The organism is Maribacter hydrothermalis, assembly GCF_001913155.1.
GTDB classification, from domain to species: domain Bacteria; phylum Bacteroidota; class Bacteroidia; order Flavobacteriales; family Flavobacteriaceae; genus Maribacter; species Maribacter hydrothermalis.
This window is the reverse complement of record NZ_CP018760.1, coordinates 268,511-287,316: the sequence shown is the minus strand read 5'-3', so window position 1 is coordinate 287,316 and position 18,806 is coordinate 268,511. Positions and strand designations below refer to the sequence as shown.

The window sequence follows — 18,806 nt, the reverse complement described above, 5'->3', positions numbered from 1 at the left end:
TGTTCATTAAACATAATCCATAGTGTGCAAAATTGGGTTTTCGAAGGCAGTTAAAACATGATTTTTATCAGGTTTAATTGGTTGTTAAAATGTCGTTGATTAGTTGTATAAACAGTAATTCACCTTTTTTTTAAGTCTATTTATATTGCCATATTTATCTATCTTGCATTTAAACTATTATGAATTTAAAAACACATACAAAAACTGCTTTATTGTATTTTGTCTTTGCTGCGGCATTGGGTTGTATTCTTCGTTTTTATAAGGTTTTAGATATTCCGATTACCTATAAATTTATAGTTCATGCCCACTCTCATGTAGCTTTATTAGGTTGGGTTTATTTGGGTCTTACAACATTACTTTATAAGTTATATTTAAGTAAATCGGATATTGAGACTAAGTACTCTAAAATTTTTTGGTTCACTCAAGTAACCATAATAGGCATGTTATTGACTTTTCCGTTTCAAGGGTATGCCTTATTTTCAATTGTTTTTTCAACCTTATTTTTATTTGCATCCTATTGGTTTTCTTGGTTCTTTTTTAAGAATGTCCCTGCTAAATACTACTCAACACAGTCACTTAAATGTGCAAAAGTTGCTATAGTATATTTACTCATTTCAAGTATTGGTCCATGGGCATTAGGAGGTATAATGAATACCCTTGGCGCGGCATCTATTTGGTACCGAATGGCAATTTATTTCTATCTCCATTTTATTTATAACGGATGGATGATTATGGCACTTGTTGCTATACTTTTTTACATTTTTGAAAAACAGGGCATGTTAATGCCAGAAAGCGATTTTAAAAAGTTTTTTTGGAAATTGAATTTAGGAATTGTTTTATCCTTTTTATTATCTACTCTATTTACAAAACCAACTATCTTCTATTATATTTTAGGTGGTGTTGGTGCTGTCTTACAACTTTGGGCATTTTATGATTTGTTAAAATTAATGAAAGAACATTGGTGTTCGGTTAAAAATATATTTTCTCCTTTTTATGTGCGTATTGTTAAAGTAATTGTACTGTTATGGGCTATTAAAATGCTACTACAATTATTAAGCTCAGCTCCTTATTTTGCAGATTTAGCTATACTATATTTAGATTTTACTATAGGCTATTTGCATTTAACATTTTTAGGCGTTGTAACCATTAGCTTATTCTTGTTTCTAGATTATTTTCAATTACTTATTTTAAACAAAAAGCTCTATTTAGTATACATTTTTGGTTTTATACTTACCGAAGTGCTTATTTTCTATAAAGGCATTACTTCGTGGCAATCAATTACTTTATTTACATCGTATTATCTTGTTTTAGCCGTAGCAAGTCTACTTATTTTAGTAGCAGTTCTAAGTATGTTAATTAATAGTAATAAGGGCAAGCTTAAAAATTAATATTACACGGCATCATTTTTAAAATACTGAAAGAGATACCGTGTAAATTTTTGTTATGAGGAATTTGCCATGCAAATCTGCCACATTAATTAGAACTTGCTCTTTTAAAAAGCCTAAACTTTTAAGCGATAGACATATGTTCTATTTATAATTTTACTTGATAATCAAGATTTAAATGCTCCGACGCCTGCCAAGTAAGCAATCTTGCAACGAAATTTTAACTGAATTTTCTATTCAATTCCTTGCGGGCCTTACCCGAGATTGTTTACTAAGGTTAATTGCTTTTCTAATTCCTTGGCTTTTGTAAAAAGTATGTTGTTTTCTAGATGAATATGGCGGTGCAAATCATTTTCAAATTCTTGTAATAAAGAGTAGGTAACCTTGTAGGTAGAACATGCATCTGCAGGAGCTATATAGTCATTGGTCAATTTTGCGATTGTTCTAAAACGTTCCCCTTCATTATCATGTTCATCCATCATTGTACTTATAGGATTGGAAACAGAACCAAAATGTGATTCACTCAAATCTTGCCCGGTTTGTTTGTCCTTTACCATTTTTTTTATAAATGGGAATAGTATTAACTCTTCTTTTTTCATATGCATTGCCAATTCCCCGGTAGAAGCATTAAAGAGTTCTTTTATTTGAAATAGTTCAGGATGATTATTGCCATGAACCCGAGATAGCTTATCTAAATATTGATTTAAAATAATACTCTGTGTTTCAACATATCTATGATGCTTTTTTTCTATATAATCTATTAAAAGGTCTAAGGGCCAAGATTTAAAATCTATAATATCATCGGTATTTTGTTCGGTTACCGCTTTAAGTTCTGCCGTAAGAGTTTCTATATTTAGGTTGTTTTTTAGTGCTACTTCTTGTAAGGAACGATTGCCACGACAACAAAAGTCAATTTTATGGTTTTTAAAAACTTGTGCTGTCCGGTAGTCTAAAGCAACTATTTCGCCAATTGTTTGTATCATTTTTTTATATTTTAGTTATACATAATTCGGATAAAATTGTCCTAATTAAAATTAAATTTTTTTAGCGCCTCAAATAGGTGAGTCCTTCTTCAAGACCAATGGTCATATCATAAAGGCTTGTGTTTTCAAGCATATTCTTTAAATCGCTTCGTATTTGTACAAATTTATAATGAACTGGGCATGGCTCAATAGCATTACACTGTTTAAGTCCAAGACCACAACCCGCATATACATTATTTCCATCTATAGCGTACACGATTTGGTCTAGTTTAATTTTAGAAATATTTTCTTTTTCAATTTCAAAGCCGCCAGAGGCGCCTTTTACAGAGTTTATTATACTGTTTTTTGTGAGCTGCTGTAGAACTTTAGCTGTAAACGCAACAGGCGAATCTATTTTTTCGGCAATTTCTTTTAAACTCACACGAGTACCGTCAAGCGAACTTAATGCTATATAAGTTGATGCCCTAATTCCGTATTCACATGCTTTTGAAAACATTTTATTCACCTTATTTTGTAGTACAAAGATACTAATTATTAAAACTCAGACAAGTTTATCCGAATTAAATTTTTATTGGGTTATGATTATAATCTAGGCTCTATTTCTATGTTGATACATTTGCATAAAAAGCATTGTGCTCATTTTTTGCGCTCGGTTTTTTGCTATCCAGGCAACTTCCCCATCAAATAGCTCGTCTATAGTTGCAAACCAGTGGTTTAGCCACATGCCAAAATGCTCGGTAGTAATGGTTCCATTTGTTCTATCATCAACTTCTTGATGAGCAGTTACAGGATTACCAAGGTATTTTCTTTTTAGAAAAAGTTGCGTTTCCCAAAAATCTGTCAGGAGCTCTAAATGGGTTTCCCAATCAGAAATTATTTCATTGAATATTGGACCAAGTATTGCATCCTTTCTAATTCTATCATAGAATGAGTGTACAAGCAATTGCACATCAATTCGGGATTCAATTTCTTTTTTCATCAGTTCAAAAATACGATTTTACTAGATTCAATGTAGATAAGGTATTTCTCGTAACAACACTTAACCAAATACCTTTATGATAATACAAATATCTATTTGAAAGAAATTTTAAAATATGAGTATTGTCATACGTTAAAAAATAGAATAAAAAAGGAAATCATATTCGAATCCCTTCTTCATATTCGATTTTTTAATTACCTAAATGTTCATTGTAAAATTTCCAAGCTTGTACGGCCACATCTCTACCTAATTGCAGTCCCGCAATATTATCTGCCTGTATATGGTAACCACCCATAACTCTAGACATACCTGCCATATTTGCGGCTTCAGTAAACGTTGGGAAATTTATAGTAATCGGTTTTCCATAATAAGCGGCATCTACTTCAGTTAATGTGCCAGGTACCAATTCTACAGATTCGCCAAAATAATCATCCCCTGTAAACAAACGTAGAACTTCGGCACAACCTCCACTTATAGTACTGTGTCCAGAAGTATAACTAGGAAAAGGAGGGCATAGGAAAATGTCTGGAGAATAGGGTCTCCATTCTTGACCTTTCATTTCTACGATTCCTTTGCTGGGTCCGCCCCACGCTTTTATAGTTTTGTCTTTGTAGTATTCATGAACTAGTGCATACGGTCTTGCATAATCGTAGAACATTTTAGAATCCCATGAAGCTATAAAAGCATCCATAGCTGTAATTTCAGTTAAAAAATACATTTTTACATCTTGATCTAAAGTGTGATTATCCCTGCGAGAAACATCTTGGGCGAATTTTAACCAATGTCCTGCTTGTTGTACAGATTGTGGTCCATCTCTCATAAATTCAACTAAAGCAATTTCCTCACCTGTAAGATTGGCCTGTAATTCTATAACCTCTTTTACTTCAAGTTTTAACTGTTCCGAGCCAAACATTGGTGGTGGGCCAGGTCTAAACTGGTCAGCTGAAGTCATTGTAATTGGAGTAACTTTCTGCCAATATGGGGTTAGACAGCCGGGCGCATATTGCCCGCCATTGCCATCCGAGAAGTATTTAGGTTGCCAGCGGTTAATGTCATTGTTTTCGTCAGCAGAATTTACAGGGCTATAATAGGTGTAGTCAAAATAAGCTTTTCCGTTAGAGCCTTCAACATCACCATATTGATTACTGCCATCACTTTTTCTAGCTTCAATAGTGGCTTTAGCTGCCAAATTACCAATACCTTCAGGTGTCGTTGGGTCTAGTGAATTATTATCTGGGTCAAGACCTAATTCTATCATAAATTCCTTGAACATTTCAGTATCGGAATAATAATACTCTTTCATAGTGCCATATGCTGCGTAGCTAATAGCAATTTCTTTATTCGATACTATTTGCTCACCTATAGGTCTTCTATCAACATTATTCATGAATACGGGAATAGCATTTTCGTCAAATCTAGACCATGCGTCAAAAATGGAGATGAATATTAATCCTAAATATCTAGAAGTTATTGTGGGTCTTGGTTTAAATTTTTCGGTATCAGAAGCTGTAGCATCTAAGGCCATTTTACCCCATTGATAAGCTACATTTTTTGTTCCCGTAGGTTCCTCTTGGTTTTTTTGTCCAAATATTACATTTGTAGATAAAAAGCTGAAAATGAGGGATACTAATAAAATACGTTTCATGTAATTGGTCTTTAAGCTTTTGCTTGACGGTCAAATATAATAAAGCTGCTATTTGAATTAAAAATTATTTTGTAAGAACTTTCATGGCAAAACCATGCAATTGGTGCATTTGTGGTTTTCCTTTTTTCTTGCCGCTTCTACCTAAAAAATAAAGTACAAACCATAAAACTGTAATCACAACCATTGAGCCCATCTGAAAATGATATGGTTTGTTTAATGCTGCACTTGTATATGCCCAAATTCCAATAATTATAAAAAGAGTAGCTATAACAAAATGTATGAACATAAAGAAAGTCCAAAGTGTAGGGTTGGGACCAAAAATGGCATTAATTTGGCAATTAGTCTCATCAACTTCGTCAATTTCTAAATGTAGTTGTGGTGACCAAAAATGGTTATTTTTTACATTGAATTTTATAAAAACATGGTCATCTAATCTATTTACTAAAAATGGAGGCTCAGATACGTTTTCGAATTTTTGAAGAACTGTTTCTTTGTTTTCGGAACTAGCTATTTGAAACCTAGGGCGAAGTACAATTTCGTTTGGTAAAGGTTTCATAAATAGTTCGTTTTTAGTATTGGCATTTAATTATGGCATTCAATTACGCTCGACGCCATTTCAACCACTGGTGCTGGTGAAACATACGGTATACCTAGACCTAGACCTCTAAGAATAAAAAGTAGGCCAATAGCCACTACAAAAACAGGAATTGCTTTTTGTACTTTTTGACGAATACCACCTTTTAATAGCCCGCTAAAATAGATAGCAGTGGTCATTAATGGTATAGTTCCTAATCCAAATAAAACCATATATAAACTACCCTGCACTGCATTCCCCATGGCAATTGCTCCAAAAAGTGCCATATAGACTAATCCACAAGGCAAAAATCCGTTTAAAAAACCAATGGTTAAAAACGTATCGGGTGATTTTTTCTTTAATTCTTTACCCAATTGGTTCTTAACTTTTGATATGATTTTATAGATAGGTTTTGAAAAATTATACTTGTTGAACGTTTTATATGGGATTAAAACTATAAGAATCATTATGGCTCCAATGGCAATGGAAAGCTTTTGTTGTATTCCAAAAACAGAGAGTCCCTTTCCAAGTAATCCAAATAGTAAGCCTATAATGCCATATGCCATTAAACGACCAAAATGATAAATAAATATTTGACCGAATTTCTTGTAGTTATTAGTTTGGTCTACCGGCAACATAAAGGCAATAGGGCCACACATACCAACACAGTGCAAACTTCCCATTAGTCCTAATATGAAGGCAGATAGTAGCATATACTAAAAGGTTAAACTTTCTTTATGTAGAAATTCTTTTCCGTTATGTTTCCAAGCAATTTTAATGTCCCAACGACCATCTAACAAACGTTTGTCAGGTATGAGCAAATGTGAATCGGATAAAACTATGGGTAAGTTAAAATCCAAGTGCTTATTAGATGGTCTGTACAGGGACACATTACCAGTTATATTAGTATTATCGTAACCTTTTGGAAAAATAACCAATAACCCATCAGTTACTTTTTGTAGTTGAATTTGTTCTTTTGCTCTACGTGCATTCTGCTCGGCATCAATCTCTTTTTGATATCCTAGTTCAGCCTTATAATATTCTTCTGTTACCAAATCATGATTTGCATTATGGCTAGTGGTCATCGTAACCACAAAAAATAGAATAAAACCCATAAAGGCTAGAATAGCTATTACGATACCAGTACCCCAATTAATTTTCATAATTTTTATTTTTAATTCTATTTATAACTCCGTGGAGCCAAAAACCTAGCCGTTGTAGTTTCTATAAGCTTTTCATCACTATAAACTCCTATTTTTAGATTGTTCTTATCACCGCTTAATGCGGAAGCATTAATTTCGATAAACAAGGTACCTTCTGCAAGAGCTTCGGGCTGTACATCAAAATTCTCGTGACGTACTAATTTAATTTCACCTTTAGGAGAAATCAATTCAAAATGCACATTCTCAACGGTTTTAGTTGTTTTGTTCAACAATTTATAGGTGTACACATTACTTATAATATTTCCTTCCTTATGCTCATACAGTTGGCCTGGTAGTCTTAAAATATTGGCTTCCAGGTCGTTTCGTAAAAACATCATGCCAATAAGTACACCAGTTAATATAACTAACACAGCAGTATACCCTTTTAAACGCGGTGTAAACTTGAATTTTTCTTTTTTTGTTATCTCATTTTCACTTGCATAGCGTATTAACCCTTTTGGAAGATCTACTTTCTCCATAATAGTATCGCATTCGTCAATACAAGCAGTACAGTTAACACACTCTAATTGTGTTCCGTTTCTTATGTCAATACCAGTAGGGCATACGTTTACACATTGATTACAGTCAATACAATCACCATGTCCAAGTTCTTCACGGTCTTCATTCTTACGCCATTTTTTTCTCCCGTTTTCTCCTTCTCCTCTTTTATAATCATATGCAACTACAATAGATTTATTATCCAATAAAACCCCTTGCATTCGGCCGTAGGGACAGGCAATAATACATACCTGTTCTCTAAACCAAGCAAATACGAAATAGAAAACGCCTGTGAATATTAAAAGGGATACCATTGTGCTTACATGTTGCGCAGGCCCATCGGTAACGTATTGTATTAAGCGGTCGCTACCAATTAAATAAGCAAGGAATACATTGGCTATTATAAACGAGATGATAAAAAAGATAATCCATTTTAGTACACGTTTTCTAATCTTTTCGGCATTCCATTCTTGGCGGTCTAATCGCATTTGTGCGCCACGGTCACCGTCTATCCAATATTCGATTCTGCGAAAAACCATTTCTAAGAAAATGGTTTGTGGGCACATCCATCCACAAAAAATACGACCAAAGGCTACTGTAAATAGGGCAATGAAAATAACCCCAATAATCATAGAAATAACAAAGAGGTGAAAATCTTGTGGATAAAATGGAAAACCAAAGATGTTAAAACGCCTTTCAAGAACATTGAACATTAAAAACTGATTGCCATTTATTTTTATAAATGGAGCTGCTATCAAGAAAGTTAGTAGTGCATAGCTAACATATTTACGATACTCGTAAAATTTGCCACTTGGTTTTTTAGGAAAAACCCATGCGCGTTTGCCATCTTCTTTAATGGTGCCAATGGAATCTCTAAAATTATCTTGATCTTGTGACATTTTATTTCTCTTTACAAACTTGGAGAGGTTTTACCTTCTCATTTTATTCAATTCATTGTAACAGCTGCCGAGTCTATTTCCATTTCTGGTGTAGCTTCTTGTGCTGGAGTTGCTGGAGTAGGAGCGTTAGGGTCAACCCAAATATCACCTTCAGCAGCTTTAGGATTGGCTGGAGTAGTACCTTGAAAGCTTAATACATAACTAGCTACTTGAGCCATTTCTAATGGTTTTAAGTTTTGTTTCCAAGCAATCATACCTTTACCGTCACGACCGCCTTCTGAAATGGTATTGAAGACGTTTTTGATACCACCACCAAGGATCCAGTTTGGATCGGTTAAGTTTGGACCAATACCGCCACCACCATCGGCCATATGGCAAGCAACACAATTGATTTCAAAAATAGTTTTACCGGCATTGATGTCAGATGCATCAGTTAAGAGTTCAACCGTATTGGCATCTACAAGTCCTTTTGCTGTTTTCTTGTATTCCTCTATCTCTAATTGCGCGGCAGCAACTTCTTGTTCGTATTCTTGATCTTGGGTGTAATCATCATAAATGTGAAAACGAACTAAATAAACTACGGCAAAAACTATTGATGCATAAAATAGGTATACCCACCAAGGTGGTAAGTTATTATCTAGCTCGCGAATTCCATCGTAGTTATGGTCAAGAATAATCTCAACCTCTTCGTCCATAGATTTAGAACCAAGCATTTTGTTGTACATTTTTTTGCCCCAGGTCCATTCCCATTTATCTTCTTTTGTGGCCAAGTATCTAACTTTAGCTTCCTCATCTAGGGTATTGTATAGTACATTTTCAATTGCTTGAACAATAAAAGCTATAGCAATTAATAAAAGTAAAATAAGGGCCATGAAGCCAAACATCAAGGTAGGGTAAACCAAAAAGGCAGGTTGATCTCCACTATCGATATAAACTTCCATAAGTACAACGACCAAGAAAAAGGCCACTGTTATTCTAAGCCACCAAGCTGTTTTGTTTTTCATAACGGTTTATTTTGTTGGTTATCTTCTTCTAAAGGTAATTCGCTAACTTCTTTAATGTATGATTTTGAGGCAGTAATTACCCACCAAAATAACAATGTGAAAAACACAAAGAATATTAGTAATGATATCATGGGGTAGGTAGCTACGCCATCTATAGTTTCCATGTAACCTTTTACAAATTTGAACATGATTTTTAGTTTTAATTGTCAGATAATATTTCGCCAGTTTCCTTAACCTTAATGTCAGTACCTAAGCGTTGTAAGTAAGCAATTAAGGATACAATTTCGCGGTCTCTCATTTCAATGAAATCTTCTCCGTTATCAGCAGCGTATTTTTTATCTGCTTCATAGTTTTTAGCAAAATCTGGATCTGTATACAAATTTTTCTCGATTTGCTCTGCCTGGGCATCCATTAACGCATCGGCATTTTCAATTTCTTCGTCAGTATATGGAACTCCTAAGGTTACCATAGCTTCCATTTTTGCTTTAATGTCACTACGGTCATGCTTGTCCCGTACCATCCAAGAATAGGAGGGCATAATAGAACCCGATGAAGTACTCTGAGGATCGTACATATGATTTAAGTGCCAATTGTCAGAATATTTTCCACCTACCCTAAGCAAATCTGGTCCTGTACGTTTACTACCCCAAAGGAACGGGTGATCATATACAAATTCTCCGGCTTTGGCATATTCACCATAACGCTCTACCTCACTTCTAAATGGACGCACCATTTGCGAATGGCAGCTAACACAACCTTCTCGAATATATAAATCACGACCTTCTAATTCTAAAGGAGTATAAGGTTTTACGCTAGTAATCGTGGGTATATTAGATTTCACCAAAATTGTTGGTACAATTTGAATAATTCCTCCAATTAATATAGCAACGGTAGCTAAAATAGTTAATTGAATAGGCTTACGCTCTAACCAAGTATGAAAAGTTTCGCCAGCAGTTCTATGTTTAGAAACTGTAGTAAGTGCAGCAGCTTCTGCCAATTCATCCACTATAGTACTTCCAGATTTTATGGTACGTACAACATTATATATCATAACACAAGCACCAACTATATAAAGGCTTCCACCAATAGCACGCATCCAATACATTGGCATAATTTCATTTACAGTTTCTAAGAAGTTACCGTACACTAAAGTTCCGTCCGGATTAAAATCTTTCCACATTAACGCTTGGGTAAATCCGGCAACATACATGGGTAACGTATATAGAATTATCCCTAACGTGCCTATCCAGAAGTGAAAGTTTGCTAAGCCAATGGAGAATAATTTATTTTTGGTCATTTTAGGTACCAAGTAATAAATCATACCAAAGGTCAAGAACCCGTTCCAAGCTAAAGCACCAACGTGTACGTGAGCAATAATCCAATCGCTAAAGTGCGCAATTGCGTTTACATTTTTAAGCGATAATAAAGGACCTTCAAAAGTTGCCATACCATAACCTGTAATTGCAACCACCATAAATTTTAAAACAGGATCGGTACGTACTTTATCCCAAGCACCACGAAGTGTCAATAATCCGTTAATCATACCACCCCAAGATGGCGCTAAAAGCATAACGGAAAAAGCAACACCTAAATTCTGAGCCCAATCTGGCAAAGCAGAATATAATAAGTGGTGAGGACCAGCCCATATATAGATAAAAATCAATGACCAAAAGTGGACAATAGACAGTCTGTAAGAATACACTGGTCTGTTGGCCGCTTTAGGAACAAAATAATACATAAGTCCTAAAAATGGGGTAGTCAAGAAAAATGCAACCGCATTATGTCCGTACCACCATTGTACCAAGGCATCCTGTACACCAGCATAAACAGAGTAACTTTTTAATGCACTTACGGGCAGCTCTAAACTATTGAAGATATGTAGTACGGCAACAGTAACAAAAGTTGCTAAATAAAACCAGATCGCCACATAAAGGTGACGTTGTCTCCTTTTTATCATAGTACCAATAAGGTTTGCTCCAAATGCTACCCAAACTAATGCAATGGCAATATCTATAGGCCATTCTAGCTCAGCATATTCTTTTGTACTTGTATATCCTAATGGTAGGGTAATTGCTGCGGCGACTATTATCGCTTGCCAACCCCAAAAATTGAATTTACTTAGAAAGTCACTATACATACGTGCTTTAAGAAGACGTTGTGTAGAGTAGTAGACTCCCGCATAAATAGCATTACCTACAAATGCAAAAATTACCGCGTTGGTGTGCAACGGGCGTAAACGACCAAAACTCAACCATGAAATGCCATCGGTTAAGTTAGGAAACATGAACATAAAGGCTAATAATAAGCCTACGGACATACCCACAATACCCCAGAACATGGTTGCATAGAGGAAATTTTTCACGATTTTGTTATCGTAATAAAACTGCTGAACTTCCATAATTATACTTGTTTATTTAGTTGGATTTTCTTTTTAGTAAATTCTTTGGCACTAGTCTTTGGAGTTTTAACTAGCTCATCTTCAAAAAGCATACGAACCGATGGGGTATACGAATCATCGTACTGACCACTTTTAACGGAAACAATAAATGCAATGAAAAAAATGACTGCAACAAGAATGCTGATAGCCAGTAACACATAAATAACACTCATACCTACCTGAATTATGAAGTAAAATTAAGGGGGTTAAAAGCCTTAGAAAATGACAATTGTCATACTTTAAAAAATATCTTAATAAAATCTAAAAAATAGTGAGGTGTAATTTGAGTTGTTTAGTTGTAAGTATTTGATATAAAGTACGTTGCTGTATGTTTTTATTAGCTTAAAACCTATTGAGAATAAATATTTGTTTAAAAAATTTTCACGATTTTATATAAAAAATATAATTGGACACTTGTGTTTAGCTAGGTGTGTTTTATAAGATTAAGTTTGATGAAATTTATAGGGTATTATCCCAATTTTCTACCAATAAGGTTGGTCATAACAGTTGTAAAAATAACAATGCTAATAGAGCTTAAAGGCATTAAAATAGCAGCAATAACCGGTTGTAACTGACCCGTAATTGCAAAGTAAAGCCCAATACAATTATAAAGAAGCGATAGTACAAAGCTCATTTTAATAATACGAATAGCTTTTTTAGAAGCTAATATGTAGCTATATAATTGTTGAAATTTAGAAGCATCAAGAATGGCATCACAAGCAGGGGAGAAGACATTGATGTTTTCTGATATGGCGATACCTACATTACTTTGTGCAAGCGCACCAGCATCATTTAATCCGTCACCGACCATAAGAACTTTTTTACCTTGGTCTTGTAACGATTTTATGAACTCCAACTTTGTATCAGGTTTCTGATTAAAGTAAAGGGGAGTCAATTTGGGAAGTAATGCTTCTAAGCGTTCTTTTTCTCCCTCATTATCACCAGATAAAATGGCCAAATTAAGTGATTGTGACATGTCCTTAAATACATCGGAAAGACCATCTCTATATTTATTTTGAAAAACATACCTACCTTTATAACCTTTGTTTGTACTGATGTAAATAGACGTATCTAATAGACTATCGGCTTTTGCTTTACCCACAAAATCTGCCGAACCTATTTTCATACTTATATCATTTTTACTGCTCTCAAGACCTTTTCCTACGTGTTCTTCATATTCATCTAAGGTTATTATATTCTGTTCTTTAAGAAGATCATATAAAGATCTGCTTAAAGGGTGGTTAGATGCCCTTATGGTATTCTTTAATATAGATTCTTCCTCTGCAGTTAGTGGCATACCTTCATAGTGAGCTGTACTTTTTTGGGTGGTAGTAATGGTACCGGTTTTGTCAAAGATTGCAGTGTCAATTTTCGATAGTTGTTCTATAGTTTGAGTGTTTTTAATATAGAATTTTTTCTTCCCGAAAATGCGCAACATATTTCCTAATGTAAAAGGAGATGCTAAGGCAATGGCACATGGACAAGCGATAATTAAAACCGCAGTAAATACATTCATTGCTTTTGATGGGTCGTGGAATAACCAAAAAGCAGTAGCTATAAAGGCAATTGAAAGTACTGAAATGGTAAAACGTTTACCAATACTGTCGGTAATGTTTTGAAAAGTAGTGGTTTTATCGGTTTCAAAAACGGCATTACCCCAAAGCTGTGTTAAATAACTTTGTGAGACCGATTTTAAAGCTACCATTTCTATAACACCATTTAATTGTTTGCCACCTGCAAATATGAGTTCACCAACGGTTTTTGAAACTGGTTCAGATTCTCCAGAAACAAAACTATAGTCTATTTGGGCATTACCGTAAACCAGTTTTCCATCAACAGGAATCATTTCTTCATTACGAATTAAAATTTTATCTCCTTTTACAATTTCCTGAACAGGAACAGTTTCTTCTTTGCCCTGGTCATTTAACCGAGTAATAGCAATAGGAAAATAGGATTTGTAATCTCGTTCAAAAGATAAAAAACTATAGGTACGTTGCTGAAAGAACTTGCCTAAAAGAAGAAAGAATACCAAACCGGTTAGGGAATCAAAAAAACCACTGCCTACATGAAACGCTATTTCATACGTACTTCTTAAGAACAACACTAAAATTCCAAGGGCAATAGGGACATCTATATTTAATAGTTTAGCACGCAAACCTTTGTAGGCAGACACAAAATAATCCCAACCCGCATAGAATACTACTGGTAAAGAGAAAATAAACATAAGCCAACGAAAAATGTGTTGGTATTTGTTTAGCCAAAATTCCCCGCCAGAAGCTGCGCTTGAGCCTAAGTCAAAATACTCTGGAAAAGAAAGAAACATGACATTACCAAAAGCGAAACCAGCAACCCCAAGTTTGTAAATTAAGGTTCTATCAGTTGCTTTTTTCTTTCCTTCAAAATCGTCTAAAGAAATGTAAGGTTCGTAGCCAATATTGGCTAGTAATAGGACTAAGTTTTTAAGACTGAATTCAGCTTGTTTATAAGTAACTCTAATTGTTTTCTTAGGGAAATCTACCTGTGAATTTGTTACGTTCGGATTAAGTTTTTTAAGGTTTTCTAGAATCCAGATACAAGAGCTACAATGAATATTTGGAATATATAAATTAATGATTTGAATAGTACCATCATTAAATTCTATTAACTTATTGGTGATTTCTTCATTTTCAAGATAATCATACTTTCCTTCAATAAATTTAGGTGTGCTACCAGCAGCTGCCTGTATTTCGTAATAGTGCTCTAGATCATTAGTAGAAAAGATTTCGTAAACCGTTTTACACCCTGCGCAACAGAACGACTTCTCATCAAATTCAATGAGTTGTCTGTCACAAGAATCACCACAATGAAAGCATTTTGTATCTTGCATAATAAAGAACTCTTACTGGGAGCAAAGGTGCACAGCAGGGACGTTATAAAACATGATAATTGTCAGTTTTTAGATTAATGTGCTTACCTAATTTTGTTGAACATTAAATGAAAAGTCATGGAAAGCAGATGCGAAAATTGTATTATACGTCAGTTTAATTCATTAAGAGCGTTGAGCAAAACGGAATTGCAAAAAGTTTCTGATTCTAAAATTTCTAAAAAGATAAAAAAAGGTGACGCCTTATTTATAGAAGGTCAAAAACTCGATGGCGTTTTTTGCGTAAAAGAAGGGGTATCTAAACTTTCTAAACTTAGTAGTAACGGTAAAGAACAGATTGTGAAACTTACCAATAAAGGAGAGATTATGGGTCAACGTTCTGTAATTGCAGAAGATTTTACAAACCTTAGTGCAACTGCAATAAATGATATGGAGGTATGCTTTATTCCAAAAGAAGTTATTTCTAATACCTTGAATACAAACCCTAATTTTTCACTGGAAGTACTCCGTCACTTGGCGCACGATTTAAAAGAGGCAGATGATGTCATTGTAAATATGTCTCAAAAAACCGTGAAACAGCGTTTGGCGGAAGCATTTATTTATTTGAAAAAGAACTATGGGGAAGATGAGAGTGGCTTTTTGTTATTGACTTTAAGTAGAGATGATTATGCAAATATAGTGGGTGCTGCAACAGAATCACTTATTAGAATGATATCTGAATTTAAGAAAAAAGGACTCATCAAATCAGCGGGTAAAAAAATTGGGATTTTACAAGAGCAAAAATTACAAGAATTAGCAGACGGATTTTAAATTTCTTTAAATTCTGATATAAGTCATAGTTTCAATTCATTAAGACTTATAAATTTATAGCCAATTGACCAGCATCATTCAAATGAAAAATATACTAATACCTACCGATTTTTCAATAGCTGCATGGAATGCAACCAAGTATGCCCTTCAATTATTTGAGGCTACCAATTGTACTTTTTACTTTTTAAATACCTATACGCCAGAGCTGCATAGTAATAGACTAATGGCCGGTACAGGTATAAATGGAATACAAAACTCATCCGCACAACTTGTATCGGAAAAAGGTTTAAAAAAAGTAATTCAGCAAGTTAAAAAGGAATATAAAAATCCGCTTCACCATTACCAATCTATTTCTTCATTTTCATTGTTCATAGAAGAAGTAAAGGAAACAGTTGAAGAATATAAAATAGATTTTATTATCATGAGTGCTTCAGGTAGCTCTGAAAATGTATCAATCTTTATGGGTAGAAATACGGTTAGGGTATTAAATGCCATAAGTAACTGTCCCGTAATTATTATACCTAAGGATGGTAAAGTAGTGCGGCCTTGGAATATCGCTTTTGTTGCCGATTACAACCAGTTTTATAGTACTGAAGAATTAAATACAATTGTACAAATGGCAGAAACATTAAAATGCACAGTACATGTCATAGAGGTTCAAAATGAGGAAGGTCGTATGTCAGAATTACAAAGAATTAATCAAGATATGATAGACAAGTCCTTAGCTGCCATTTCTCATTCTTTTCATTATTTAAAGCCCCAGGAATCATTTTCTATATCATTAAAGCAGTTTATAAACCAAGCAAATTGTCAGTTATTGTTGATGTCCAATGTAACTAATAGCTTCATAAATAATTTATGTAGAGATTTTGTTGTTGAGCGTTCTGCCTTTTGTTCAGAAATACCTTTGTTGATAATCCAAGGGGTTGAAAGCAATAGTATGGTTAATCATTAGAAAACAGCGCTATTTTTTCTTGAACTCTTCTAAAACATACTTTTTTACCTTTTAGCCAACATAGCATTAGGGCTTTTGTTTATTATAAATATCTTTAGCGCTTAGAAAAAACAAGTTTAATTTAGAATACTTAAAAAATGAACTCGGTAAACGAAAAGAAAGTAGCGGCTTTAGCAGCTGTTAAGTATGTGAAATCTGGCATGTCGGTAGGTTTAGGAACAGGCTCAACAGCCTTTTTTATGATTGAAGCTATTGGAGAAATGGTTAAAAATGGAGCAGTGATAAAAGCCGTAGCCACTTCTAATGAAACCGAAAAATTAGCGACTAAAATCGGTATTGATGTAATTACACTTGCCGAAGCAAAAAGGTTGGATGTTACGATTGACGGGGCAGATGAGGTCGATGATGATTTTCAATTAATTAAAGGTGGAGGAGGAGCATTGCTACGCGAAAAGATAGTGGCACATAATTCTGATATGAATATTATAATTGCCGACTCTTCTAAAAGTGTATCAAAACTCGGAAAGTTTAAGTTACCTATAGAAACCATCCCGTTTGCTACAAAACTTATCAAAATAGAATTGGAAGAAATGGGTCTTAGTCCAGTCCAGCGACTTAAGGGCGATGCCGATTATAAAACAGATGAGAATAACGATATTGTAGATGTTGATATTTGGAATACCACTGTGAAATTGACCGATTTAGAACAAAAATTAAAAACCATTCCGGGCATTGTAGAAACGGGATTATTCTTGACCACAACCAATTTGGTAATTATAGGAAAAGGAGAACAAGCCATTGAGAAGAGGAGATAGTTTATAAATCGCGTATTTAAAAGACTCCAACGGTAATTATATAAACAGCTATAGTAATAAACAGAACAACTATGCAGAACGAAACACATTACGGTACAAGAAGCGGATGGTTAAGAGCAGCTGTTTTAGGGGCTAATGATGGTATTTTGTCAACTGCTAGTTTAGTAATTGGTGTAGCTGCGGCGAGCTCTACTAGAGAGCCTATAATACTAGCCGGAGTGGCAGGTTTGGTTGCAGGGGCTTTATCCATGGCTGCAGGGGAATATGTATCGGTTAGTTCGCAAGAAGATTTAGAAAAGGCAGATTTGGCTAGGGAGCGTACAGAACTAGAAGAAATGCCGGAAGAAGAATTAAAAGAGCTCGCTGAAATCTATGAAGAACGCGGATTAGATAAGAATTTAGCTTTACAAGTAGCAAAACAATTAACTGCTCATGATGCATTAGGGGCACATGCAAGAGATGAGTTAGGTATTAATCATATTACTCAAGCTAATCCTTTATTAGCGGCTTTATCGTCTGGAGCAGCATTTATTTTTGGCGGATTATTACCCGTATTAGTCGCTTATTTTGGATCTCTAGATTATATGGAATATGTACAATATGCCTTTGCAGTAGTATTCTTGGCAGTATTAGGTGCAATTGCGGCCAAAGCAGGAGGCTCAAATATGTGGACGGCCATTTTAAGAATTAGCTTTTGGGGCACTGTTGCTATGGTAATTACCGCACTTATTGGACATTTCTTTGATGTAAATTTGGCTTAGTTACGCTTATTCTCTACTTTCAATAGGAGAAGTAACGTTTTCAAAATCTTTCATATTAGCTACTCCATTTAGCACTTCTTCTAAGAACTGACTTATCTGTTCAGGAAATTCATAACCTAATGAAGCCCATTCGTGTCCGCCATTCTCATTATAAAAAATTCTAAAATCCCCATTTAAATCCCTCAAGCGTTCTGCAATAGCTTTGGGTCCATTTAAAACAATATACCCGGTATCTGTAGTACTACAAGAGCGATGCGAATTTGTATTGTAGGGTACAATAGAATCTTTTACCCCATGGAAAAAAAGCAACGGAATTTTATTTCTATAATTTATATAATTTTCATCAAGCACGGCACCAGATAAACTTACGGCTCCTATAATATTTGCATCGGGGTAGGGAAGGTTTTTAAAACGATAATCGTATCGCATAAACTGAAAATTTAAAACGGTTTCTGCACCAGCACTACTGCCTATTAGGAATATTTTTGAAGAGTCTACCTTAAAAATGGATGTACTTTTTGTAAGATAATTTATGGCTTTAGAAAGGTCGGCTACGGCTTCAATATAGGTATCCATTTTTATTGATGTAGCACAGTCACATCCAAAAGATTTCCCTTTTCGTGAAAGTCTGTAGTCAATTGATGCTACATTAAAACCTTGTTTGGCCAAGTATCTACTTAGTCCGGCTTCATCGCCACCATTACGTTGACCAGCAGTAAATCCGCCACCATGTACAAGAATCACCGTTGGTTTTAATGAAATGGTATCTTTAGGAATGCTATAGAAATCTAGCTGTAGCGTATCTGCATAATTATAGGTGCGCCTAAGTACACCATCCTTTATAACTTTCGTTTTTTGAGCTTCAGTAATCTGTAAACTAAATAGTAATAAACAGGTAAATAGATATTTAAGAAAAGAAGCTATGTTTAGTTTCATTTTAGGTTGTTGTACTTCGGCATCAATCAATTAAAGTATACAGAATTTGAAAAAAGTGTT

The 18,806-nt window shown here is 34.5% G+C and carries 19 protein-coding genes; 5 read left to right on the top strand and 14 right to left on the bottom strand.

The genetic code is table 11. The features are described 5' to 3' along the window. Positions 1 to 179: 179 nt before the first annotated feature. Positions 180 to 1,388, top strand: a complete 1,209-nt coding sequence (locus BTR34_RS01300) for a hypothetical protein (RefSeq protein ID WP_068487030.1) — start codon at positions 180 to 182, stop codon at positions 1,386 to 1,388. A gap of 251 nt (positions 1,389 to 1,639) precedes the next feature. Here BTR34_RS01300 and ric read toward each other — a convergent pair whose 3' ends face one another. From ric to BTR34_RS01235, 13 genes are all read right to left on the bottom strand, one after another. Beyond that, positions 1,640 to 2,368, bottom strand: a complete 729-nt coding sequence (gene ric / locus BTR34_RS01295) for an iron-sulfur cluster repair di-iron protein (protein ID WP_068487032.1) — start codon at positions 2,366 to 2,368, stop codon at positions 1,640 to 1,642. Between the two features lie 61 nt (positions 2,369 to 2,429). After that, positions 2,430 to 2,864, bottom strand: coding sequence for an RrF2 family transcriptional regulator (locus BTR34_RS01290; protein ID WP_068487034.1), 435 nt, complete (start codon positions 2,862 to 2,864; stop codon positions 2,430 to 2,432). A gap of 93 nt (positions 2,865 to 2,957) precedes the next feature. After that, the gene (locus BTR34_RS01285) at positions 2,958 to 3,347 is read right to left on the bottom strand and encodes a group III truncated hemoglobin (protein ID WP_068487036.1); all 390 of its coding nucleotides are present in this window, start codon (positions 3,345 to 3,347) and stop codon (positions 2,958 to 2,960) included. A gap of 190 nt (positions 3,348 to 3,537) precedes the next feature. Beyond that, positions 3,538 to 4,992 carry a vanadium-dependent haloperoxidase gene (locus tag BTR34_RS01280; RefSeq protein ID WP_068487038.1) on the bottom strand — a complete coding sequence of 485 codons (1,455 nt, stop codon included), beginning with the start codon at positions 4,990 to 4,992 and terminating at the stop codon, positions 3,538 to 3,540. A 64-nt stretch (positions 4,993 to 5,056) separates the two neighbouring features. Continuing rightward, complete coding sequence (locus BTR34_RS01275; protein WP_068487040.1) at positions 5,057 to 5,548, bottom strand: GTP-binding protein; 492 nt, start codon at positions 5,546 to 5,548, stop codon at positions 5,057 to 5,059. 26 nt (positions 5,549 to 5,574) lie between these two features. Further along, positions 5,575 to 6,279 carry a sulfite exporter TauE/SafE family protein gene (locus BTR34_RS01270; RefSeq protein WP_068487042.1) on the bottom strand — a complete coding sequence of 235 codons (705 nt, stop codon included), beginning with the start codon at positions 6,277 to 6,279 and terminating at the stop codon, positions 5,575 to 5,577. Positions 6,280 to 6,282: 3 nt separating this feature from the next. Next, entirely contained in the window at positions 6,283 to 6,729 is a 447-nt protein-coding gene (locus BTR34_RS01265; RefSeq protein ID WP_068487044.1) for a FixH family protein, read from the bottom strand. A gap of 17 nt (positions 6,730 to 6,746) precedes the next feature. After that, a complete protein-coding gene (gene ccoG, locus BTR34_RS01260; RefSeq protein WP_068487046.1) occupies positions 6,747 to 8,165 on the bottom strand; it encodes a cytochrome c oxidase accessory protein CcoG in 1,419 nt (472 codons plus the stop codon). Positions 8,166 to 8,212: 47 nt separating this feature from the next. Next, complete coding sequence (locus BTR34_RS01255; RefSeq protein ID WP_068487047.1) at positions 8,213 to 9,169, bottom strand: cbb3-type cytochrome c oxidase N-terminal domain-containing protein; 957 nt, start codon at positions 9,167 to 9,169, stop codon at positions 8,213 to 8,215. Then, positions 9,166 to 9,357, bottom strand: coding sequence for a cytochrome C oxidase subunit IV (locus BTR34_RS01250; RefSeq protein WP_068487049.1), 192 nt, complete (start codon positions 9,355 to 9,357; stop codon positions 9,166 to 9,168). The genes BTR34_RS01255 and BTR34_RS01250 overlap by 4 nt, the downstream gene beginning before the upstream one ends. 11 nt (positions 9,358 to 9,368) lie before the next feature. After that, positions 9,369 to 11,567, bottom strand: coding sequence for a cytochrome-c oxidase, cbb3-type subunit I (gene ccoN, locus BTR34_RS01245; RefSeq protein ID WP_068487051.1), 2,199 nt, complete (start codon positions 11,565 to 11,567; stop codon positions 9,369 to 9,371). A gap of 2 nt (positions 11,568 to 11,569) precedes the next feature. Continuing rightward, on the bottom strand, positions 11,570 to 11,779 hold the full coding sequence (gene ccoS, locus BTR34_RS01240; protein WP_068487052.1) for a cbb3-type cytochrome oxidase assembly protein CcoS: 210 nt from the start codon (positions 11,777 to 11,779) through the stop codon (positions 11,570 to 11,572). Between the two features lie 296 nt (positions 11,780 to 12,075). Next, complete coding sequence (locus BTR34_RS01235) at positions 12,076 to 14,472, bottom strand: heavy metal translocating P-type ATPase (RefSeq protein WP_068487054.1); 2,397 nt, start codon at positions 14,470 to 14,472, stop codon at positions 12,076 to 12,078. A gap of 117 nt (positions 14,473 to 14,589) precedes the next feature. On the opposite strand from BTR34_RS01235, the gene BTR34_RS01230 reads away from it, so the two are divergent. The 4 genes from BTR34_RS01230 to BTR34_RS01215 all read left to right on the top strand — a co-directional run bounded on the left by BTR34_RS01230 (position 14,590) and on the right by BTR34_RS01215 (position 17,810). Then, entirely contained in the window at positions 14,590 to 15,279 is a 690-nt protein-coding gene (locus tag BTR34_RS01230) for a Crp/Fnr family transcriptional regulator (protein ID WP_068487056.1), read from the top strand. Between the two features lie 82 nt (positions 15,280 to 15,361). Next, the gene (locus BTR34_RS01225) at positions 15,362 to 16,234 is read left to right on the top strand and encodes a universal stress protein (RefSeq protein ID WP_068487058.1); all 873 of its coding nucleotides are present in this window, start codon (positions 15,362 to 15,364) and stop codon (positions 16,232 to 16,234) included. Positions 16,235 to 16,371: 137 nt separating this feature from the next. After that, positions 16,372 to 17,049: a ribose-5-phosphate isomerase RpiA gene (gene rpiA / locus BTR34_RS01220; protein ID WP_068487060.1), complete on the top strand. Its 678-nt coding sequence runs from the start codon at positions 16,372 to 16,374 to the stop codon at positions 17,047 to 17,049. Positions 17,050 to 17,120: 71 nt separating this feature from the next. Beyond that, a complete protein-coding gene (locus tag BTR34_RS01215) occupies positions 17,121 to 17,810 on the top strand; it encodes a VIT1/CCC1 transporter family protein (protein WP_068487061.1) in 690 nt (229 codons plus the stop codon). A 6-nt stretch (positions 17,811 to 17,816) separates the two neighbouring features. Here the strand turns inward: BTR34_RS01215 and BTR34_RS01210 are convergent, their stop codons facing one another. Beyond that, a complete protein-coding gene (locus BTR34_RS01210) occupies positions 17,817 to 18,746 on the bottom strand; it encodes an alpha/beta hydrolase family protein (RefSeq protein WP_157483969.1) in 930 nt (309 codons plus the stop codon). Positions 18,747 to 18,806: the final 60 nt, after the last annotated feature.

Excerpts from the sequence above, each read along its gene's own strand:
- BTR34_RS01300 (WP_068487030.1), top strand. The coding sequence starts at position 180 with ATGAATTTAAAAACACATACAAAAACTGCTTTATTGTATTTTGTCTTT.
- ric (WP_068487032.1), bottom strand. The coding sequence starts at position 2,368 with ATGATACAAACAATTGGCGAAATAGTTGCTTTAGACTACCGGACAGCA.
- BTR34_RS01290 (WP_068487034.1), bottom strand. The coding sequence starts at position 2,864 with ATGTTTTCAAAAGCATGTGAATACGGAATTAGGGCATCAACTTATATA.
- BTR34_RS01285 (WP_068487036.1), bottom strand. The coding sequence starts at position 3,347 with ATGAAAAAAGAAATTGAATCCCGAATTGATGTGCAATTGCTTGTACAC.
- BTR34_RS01280 (WP_068487038.1), bottom strand. The coding sequence starts at position 4,992 with ATGAAACGTATTTTATTAGTATCCCTCATTTTCAGCTTTTTATCTACA.
- BTR34_RS01275 (WP_068487040.1), bottom strand. The coding sequence starts at position 5,548 with ATGAAACCTTTACCAAACGAAATTGTACTTCGCCCTAGGTTTCAAATA.
- BTR34_RS01270 (WP_068487042.1), bottom strand. The coding sequence starts at position 6,279 with ATGCTACTATCTGCCTTCATATTAGGACTAATGGGAAGTTTGCACTGT.
- BTR34_RS01265 (WP_068487044.1), bottom strand. The coding sequence starts at position 6,729 with ATGAAAATTAATTGGGGTACTGGTATCGTAATAGCTATTCTAGCCTTT.
- ccoG (WP_068487046.1), bottom strand. The coding sequence starts at position 8,165 with ATGTCACAAGATCAAGATAATTTTAGAGATTCCATTGGCACCATTAAA.
- BTR34_RS01255 (WP_068487047.1), bottom strand. The coding sequence starts at position 9,169 with ATGAAAAACAAAACAGCTTGGTGGCTTAGAATAACAGTGGCCTTTTTC.
- BTR34_RS01250 (WP_068487049.1), bottom strand. The coding sequence starts at position 9,357 with ATGTTCAAATTTGTAAAAGGTTACATGGAAACTATAGATGGCGTAGCT.
- ccoN (WP_068487051.1), bottom strand. The coding sequence starts at position 11,567 with ATGGAAGTTCAGCAGTTTTATTACGATAACAAAATCGTGAAAAATTTC.
- ccoS (WP_068487052.1), bottom strand. The coding sequence starts at position 11,779 with ATGAGTGTTATTTATGTGTTACTGGCTATCAGCATTCTTGTTGCAGTC.
- BTR34_RS01235 (WP_068487054.1), bottom strand. The coding sequence starts at position 14,472 with ATGCAAGATACAAAATGCTTTCATTGTGGTGATTCTTGTGACAGACAA.
- BTR34_RS01230 (WP_068487056.1), top strand. The coding sequence starts at position 14,590 with ATGGAAAGCAGATGCGAAAATTGTATTATACGTCAGTTTAATTCATTA.
- BTR34_RS01225 (WP_068487058.1), top strand. The coding sequence starts at position 15,362 with ATGAAAAATATACTAATACCTACCGATTTTTCAATAGCTGCATGGAAT.
- rpiA (WP_068487060.1), top strand. The coding sequence starts at position 16,372 with ATGAACTCGGTAAACGAAAAGAAAGTAGCGGCTTTAGCAGCTGTTAAG.
- BTR34_RS01215 (WP_068487061.1), top strand. The coding sequence starts at position 17,121 with ATGCAGAACGAAACACATTACGGTACAAGAAGCGGATGGTTAAGAGCA.
- BTR34_RS01210 (WP_157483969.1), bottom strand. The coding sequence starts at position 18,746 with ATGAAACTAAACATAGCTTCTTTTCTTAAATATCTATTTACCTGTTTA.